This window comes from Vibrio sp. V39_P1S14PM300, from assembly GCF_009904765.1.
Lineage (GTDB): Bacteria > Pseudomonadota > Gammaproteobacteria > Enterobacterales > Vibrionaceae > Vibrio > Vibrio proteolyticus.
The window spans coordinates 1-5,672 of the sequence record NZ_WXWP01000035.1; the positions used below are offsets into that span (position 1 = coordinate 1).

5 protein-coding genes are annotated in these 5,672 nt (G+C 50.1%); 4 read left to right on the forward strand and 1 reads right to left on the reverse strand.

The genetic code is table 11. The annotated features are described in order from the left end of the window. Positions 1-90 precede the first annotated feature (90 nt). The 4 genes from zipA to CAG65_RS01970 all read left to right on the forward strand — a co-directional run bounded on the left by zipA (position 91) and on the right by CAG65_RS01970 (position 5,450). Positions 91-1,044 carry a cell division protein ZipA gene (gene zipA, locus CAG65_RS01955; protein ID WP_161451812.1) on the forward strand — a complete coding sequence of 318 codons (954 nt, stop codon included), beginning with the start codon at positions 91-93 and terminating at the stop codon, positions 1,042-1,044. A gap of 74 nt (positions 1,045-1,118) precedes the next feature. Continuing rightward, on the forward strand, positions 1,119-3,128 hold the full coding sequence (gene ligA / locus CAG65_RS01960; protein ID WP_161451814.1) for an NAD-dependent DNA ligase LigA: 2,010 nt from the start codon (positions 1,119-1,121) through the stop codon (positions 3,126-3,128). Positions 3,129-3,621: 493 nt separating this feature from the next. Next, positions 3,622-5,010 carry a multidrug transporter gene (locus CAG65_RS01965; protein WP_161451816.1) on the forward strand — a complete coding sequence of 463 codons (1,389 nt, stop codon included), beginning with the start codon at positions 3,622-3,624 and terminating at the stop codon, positions 5,008-5,010. Between the two features lie 71 nt (positions 5,011-5,081). Next, positions 5,082-5,450: a DUF2799 domain-containing protein gene (locus tag CAG65_RS01970; RefSeq protein ID WP_161451818.1), complete on the forward strand. Its 369-nt coding sequence runs from the start codon at positions 5,082-5,084 to the stop codon at positions 5,448-5,450. Between the two features lie 34 nt (positions 5,451-5,484). Here CAG65_RS01970 and CAG65_RS22010 read toward each other — a convergent pair. Next, positions 5,485-5,672 (reverse strand): hypothetical protein (locus tag CAG65_RS22010; RefSeq protein WP_237668719.1); only part of this gene is annotated, 188 nt, incomplete at its 5' end.

A 5,672-nucleotide genomic window follows, 5' to 3' on the forward strand; every position in this document is an offset into this window, starting at 1 on the left:
TAACCTGAATACTATTGACATCAAACTTGGTGAAGCGTTCGATGACCACGCGATCGACGCCAAATAACATCGAGAAACCGAGAGTGTAAAATGCAGGAATTGCGATTCGTACTCATTATTGTTGGCGCTTTAGCTATTGCTGCGCTGCTATTTCATGGACTTTGGACAAGTAAGAAAGAGGGCAAAGCCAAATTTGCGGACAAACCACTTGGCAGAATCGATGTCGAACACGACGAAGAGGATACCCCGGAGGCACAAGAGCGCGCTTTTGCACCGGAAGATGATTACGAAATTATCCGCAAGGACAAGCACTCTGCGAATTTCTCGGTAGAACCCGCCGCTGCTGATCCATTGATTGACGGATACCATGACGCTGCCGTGAGCACGGCAACCTCAGAGCCCGGCTCTTATCAGGCGCCTGCTGAGCCGACCGTTAGTGATCGTGAAAACAGCGAAGACGATTTGCCGTCAATCAAAGCTTTTAAAGATCTGGATGAGGAGCTCGATAAGCAACCGGCTCCGTTTGCCGACGCATTCAGCGAAATTGTCGAAGAGCAACCTGCGCAAGAAGCGATGGTTACCGCCGCGGCTCCAACCGAGCCGGAACCTAAGCCTGAGCCCGAAATGCAAGTGATCGTACTTAACGTACACTGTGCCGGTGAAGAGCCGTTTGTCGGCACTAAGCTGTTTGACAGCATGCAGCAAAATGGTCTGCTGTATGGTGAGATGGACATCTTCCACCGCCATGCCGACTTATCGGGTACCGGTAAGATTTTGTTCAGCGTGGCCAACATGATGCAACCGGGAACGCTGCAACACGATGACCCGGCAGATTTTACCACCAAAGGGATTTCCTTCTTTATGACTCTACCGTGTTTCGGTGAAGCGGATCAGAACTTCAAACTGATGCTGAAAACCGCACAACAGATCGCCGATGATATGGGCGGTAACGTGCTGGATGATCATCGCAATCTGATGACACCAACTCGTCTGGATACGTACCGCAAGCAAATCCAGGATTTTAAAGCCGCACAATCGGCCTGATTTGTTATAAAATCATTAGCCTAAGGCTCCATCCCGGAGCCTTTTTTAATGCTACACCACATGAGAGCCCTGATATGTCTCATTCTCTACAAGAACGACTGGAAGAACTTAAAAATACTCTGCATTACCATGCGGTGCGCTACTACGTGGAAGACAGCCCGGAGATCCCGGATGCCGAATACGATCGTCTGATGCGTGAATTGCTGGATATCGAAGCGGAACATCCGGAGTGGGTGACGGTCGATTCGCCAAGTCAGCGTGTTGGTGGGATGCCGCTTGACGGTTTCAAACCCGTGACCCATGAAATTCCGATGCTCTCGCTCGACAATGCGTTTGATGACGAGGAAATTGACAGTTTTTACAAGCGGATGAATGACCGTTTGTCTGGCGGGGAAGTGAAAACGTTCTGCTGTGAGCCGAAACTCGATGGTCTCGCAGTGAGTCTGCTGTATGAAAATGGCGTGCTGGTACAGGCTGCTACGCGTGGCGACGGTACCACGGGCGAGAACATCACAGAAAATGTCCGCACCATCAAAGCGATTCCATTACGCTTGAATGGACAAGGGTGGCCAACACGGATTGAAGTGCGTGGCGAAGTGTTTATGCCCAAAGCCGGTTTTGACAAACTTAATGAAGATGCGCTGAAAAAAGGCGAAAAGGCGTTTGTGAATCCGCGCAATGCGGCGGCGGGAAGCCTGAGGCAGCTCGACTCAAGGATTACGGCCAAACGTCCACTGAACTTTTATGCTTACAGTGTTGGCGTGGTTGAAGGTGCGGACCTGTCGGACAGTCACTACCAACGCTTCCTGCAGCTGAAGGGCTGGGGATTACCTATGTGCCCGGAAACCCGTCAGGTGAGTTCTTTGACGGCCGTAAAAGCTTATTATCAGGATATTTTGCAGCGTCGTGATCAACTTGCGTACGAGATAGATGGTGTCGTGATTAAGGTCGATGATATCGACATTCAGGAGCAGTTAGGGTTTGTTGCCCGCGCACCGCGCTGGGCGATCGCGTATAAGTTTCCAGCTCAGGAAGAGATCACTCTGCTTAAAGACGTCGAGTTTCAGGTTGGGCGAACCGGAGCCGTTACCCCGGTGGCCAAACTGGAACCGGTGTTTGTCGGTGGCGTGACGGTCAGCAACGCGACGTTACACAATGGCGATGAAATCGCCCGCCTAGGGGTTAAAATCGGTGACAGTGTGGTGATCCGTCGCGCCGGCGATGTGATTCCACAGGTTGTTTCGGTGGTGCTTGAGCGTCGCCCAGACGACGCCAGAGACATACACTTTCCTACCCATTGTCCGGTATGTCAGTCGGAAGTGGAACGAGTGGAAGGCGAAGCGGTGGCGCGATGCACTGGAGGACTGGTGTGTCAGGCCCAGCGTAAAGAAGCATTGAAGCACTTTGTGTCACGTAAAGCGCTGGACGTGGATGGGTTAGGTGAAAAAGTCATTGAACAACTGGTGGATCGTGAAATGGTTCACACCCCGGCAGATTTGTTTAAGTTGTCAGCCGGAGTATTGACGGTACTGGATCGCATGGGGCCTAAATCCGCACAAAATGTTGTGGATGCCCTAAAGCAGGCAAAAGAGACGACGTTACCGCGATTCTTGTACTCACTGGGGATCCGCGAAGTGGGTGAAGCGACGGCTGCGAATCTGGCCATGCATTTCAAAACACTGGAAAAAATTCAGGAAGCAAGTCACGAGGCGTTGGTTGAGGTGCCAGACATCGGTGCGATCGTCGCCAGCCATATCACGGCTTTTTTCGCGGAAGAGAACAACCAAGCGGTGATTCGGGAACTGCTTGAAATGGGTATCCATTGGCCTCAAGTCGCTGCACCGGATGAATCGACACCTCAGCCGCTGGCTGGTAAAACCGTGGTGCTGACGGGGACACTGACTCAGCTCTCTCGCTCTGACGCCAAAGCCGCCCTGCAAGCTCTTGGCGCAAAGGTGACGGGCAGCGTTTCAAAGAATACCGACGTGCTGTTTGCCGGCGAAAATGCCGGATCAAAATTGGCGAAAGCACAAGATTTAGGTATTGAGATCAAAACAGAACAGGATTTACTTGATCTTATCTAGCGGTTTGCCTCACGCAATAGCGAAACGCCCTGAGAGTGATTCTCGGGGCTTTTTATTTCTCATAAAAAATGACCCTGCTGTAAACAGTGTTTTTTGCTGTGATCCTCCTCAAACTCCTCTGAATCCTCACCTTTAGCGTAATAAGTATGCGACGCACTTCACTATTAGTATTAATATTAACTTTTTTAAGTTGTTGTTTGTTATGGATATATTTTTATTTATAGGAAGTTCCAGAGTTAAATAAGATCTTGATCACTAACTTGATAAAAATTTGTAGCGGCTCATATTTTTTTAGATAGAAATTAAGTTCTCGTTGATGTTTTTTGTTGCGAAGTTAGTCTTAACGCATGGATACACAACGTGTATGCAGGAAATAAGAAAATCAATTTTCATGACGAATAACGATTTTCGAAAAAAGGAAATGCGTTCTCCCTTCGGCGGCCAACTTAAGGTGAGAAACAAAAACAGCTATAGCCATTTTTAGGAGTTTTCCATGGACAAATTTTTTAAAGTTTCAGCTGTCACTGCTGCAATGCTGAGTGCAATGGCAGCAGCACCTGCGGTGGCAGAAGATCCAGTAGGTCCAGAATACGCGAGCGAAGTGTCTGAGTTTTTCTCAGAATCGACCGTCAGCGGTAACCTGAACTTTTTCATGCGCGCTCGTGACCGTGCCGGTACCGATGCAAACGGAAACGACACCAAAAAGGTGACCAACCTGGACCACGGTTCGGTGTTTGCCAATCTGGGTTTCAATTCAGGTTATGTCGCTGACGTCGTGGGTCTGGATGCGGTGATCTACAGCACATTCGATATGTGGCAAGACGGCGGTCCTGACCATGAGATGAACTTCTGGGGTGTAAATAACCCGTACGATAAAGTGCCGGATGACAGTAAGTGTACGGGTACTTGGGATGCTGATTGTACCGACAATGGGGTGTCTTTTGCGACCGCAGCGCTGAAGTTTAAGTTTGGTGATGCAGTCACAGCCAAACTGGGTTACTTCCAGCCTTCTGTTCCGAGCACGTTGGGTGTGAACTGGTCATTTGCGCCAGGCACGTATCGTGGTGGTGAACTCGGTGGCACGTTCGGTAACCTGGCTGTGGGCCTGGTTGTTGCCGACGAGTACAAAGCACCTTGGTTTAAAGAAACTTATGATTTCCAGACTACTGACGGCGACGACGCGGGTACCGCTTACTCGATCGGTGCTCGTTACACCTTGAGCAACGGGATTTCGTTTGACGCTGCCTACGGCGCCCTGTCTGACGGCGACCGCGTGAACGCGCACTTCAAAGTGAAAGGTACTACAGAGGGCGGTTTGTACTGGTCTCCTCAGTTGTACGTGGTGGATGACGATGAGCAATACGATAGCACGGCTTACCAACTGGCGTTCCTGTCCAGCTTCTCTTCAGGTCAATACTCTTACCGTGCTGAAGCCACCTATACGTCAGCTGAAGCTAAAGACGATGCGTTGTCCGGTAACCTGGCTTACCGTCTGACCAGCCAGTACGGCGGTTCAAACGGTGCTTACGAGATCTGGTGGAACAACCGTTCAGACTACAACCACGATGAAGAGCTGGCGTTCTTCTTGTCTGCAAGTCGTGACTTCTCTGACATCGGCGCGACAGGTTTCAGTGCGGGTATCAACGGTGCTTACGGCTTTGGCTCAGAAGCGCAAGGCTACGATGATCTGAAAGAGTACGCATACAGCCTGTTTGCGAACTACGCGATTCAGGGCGGAGCGCTGAAAGACGCCAACATCAGCTTCTACTACACTGAATACTTTAACGATACTGATGCACCTAGCTGGGCAGGTTACACCAACTTGTTCCAGGACGAGACGGACTTCAAACTGATGTTAACCATCCCGTTCACAGTGAAATAATTCGTATACAGTGACATATAAATGGGCAGATGTTTTATCTGCCCATTTTTTATTTGGAGGCTCGAATGGTCATGCGCAATACAGTTTTAATCGCACTGTTGTTCACCGCAGGGTGCAGTACAGCACCGCAATCCGACGATGAGTTTTGGTATAAGCAAGGTTATCGCTTGGGATCGAATGGGTATGCCTATCAGAGTCAGGCACTCACAGAGATCCAACAAGCGCAAACCAAACGTTCATTTATTGAAACAGATTATCGTCAGGGATACCAGGAAGGGAAAGCAGTTTACTGTGATCCGTTCAAAGCGTTTGATAAAGGCCGGGCTGGAGTTCGGTATATCGGCCAGTGTGCTGGTGCCGAGAATAAAACCATGCTTAGAGCCGAATGGGAGCGAGGATGGCAGGCGTTTATCGGCATGGACTTCGATTTCCACCCTTGATGGGCAGCGCGACACTTGGTGCCGCGCTCTGGTGCTATTTGTGGCTGCCACCATAGGCTTTGCACAACGCGCGTGGTAACTGCTTGACAGAACCGTCGTTAAACGTGCAATCAATACCGGCGCCGAATACTTTCCCTGCGCTATTGGACGCGCTAACACTGGCAGGAACCGCAAATAAAGCGACCAGCAATGCCGTTGCTAAATATTTCATAAATCCCTCAC

What these genes read in the sequence shown, in the direction of transcription:
- zipA (WP_161451812.1), top strand. Translation starts at nt 91, where the DNA reads ATGCAGGAATTGCGATTCGTACTCATTATTGTTGGCGCTTTAGCTATT.
- ligA (WP_161451814.1), top strand. Translation starts at nt 1,119, where the DNA reads ATGTCTCATTCTCTACAAGAACGACTGGAAGAACTTAAAAATACTCTG.
- CAG65_RS01965 (WP_161451816.1), top strand. Translation starts at nt 3,622, where the DNA reads ATGGACAAATTTTTTAAAGTTTCAGCTGTCACTGCTGCAATGCTGAGT.
- CAG65_RS01970 (WP_161451818.1), top strand. Translation starts at nt 5,082, where the DNA reads ATGCGCAATACAGTTTTAATCGCACTGTTGTTCACCGCAGGGTGCAGT.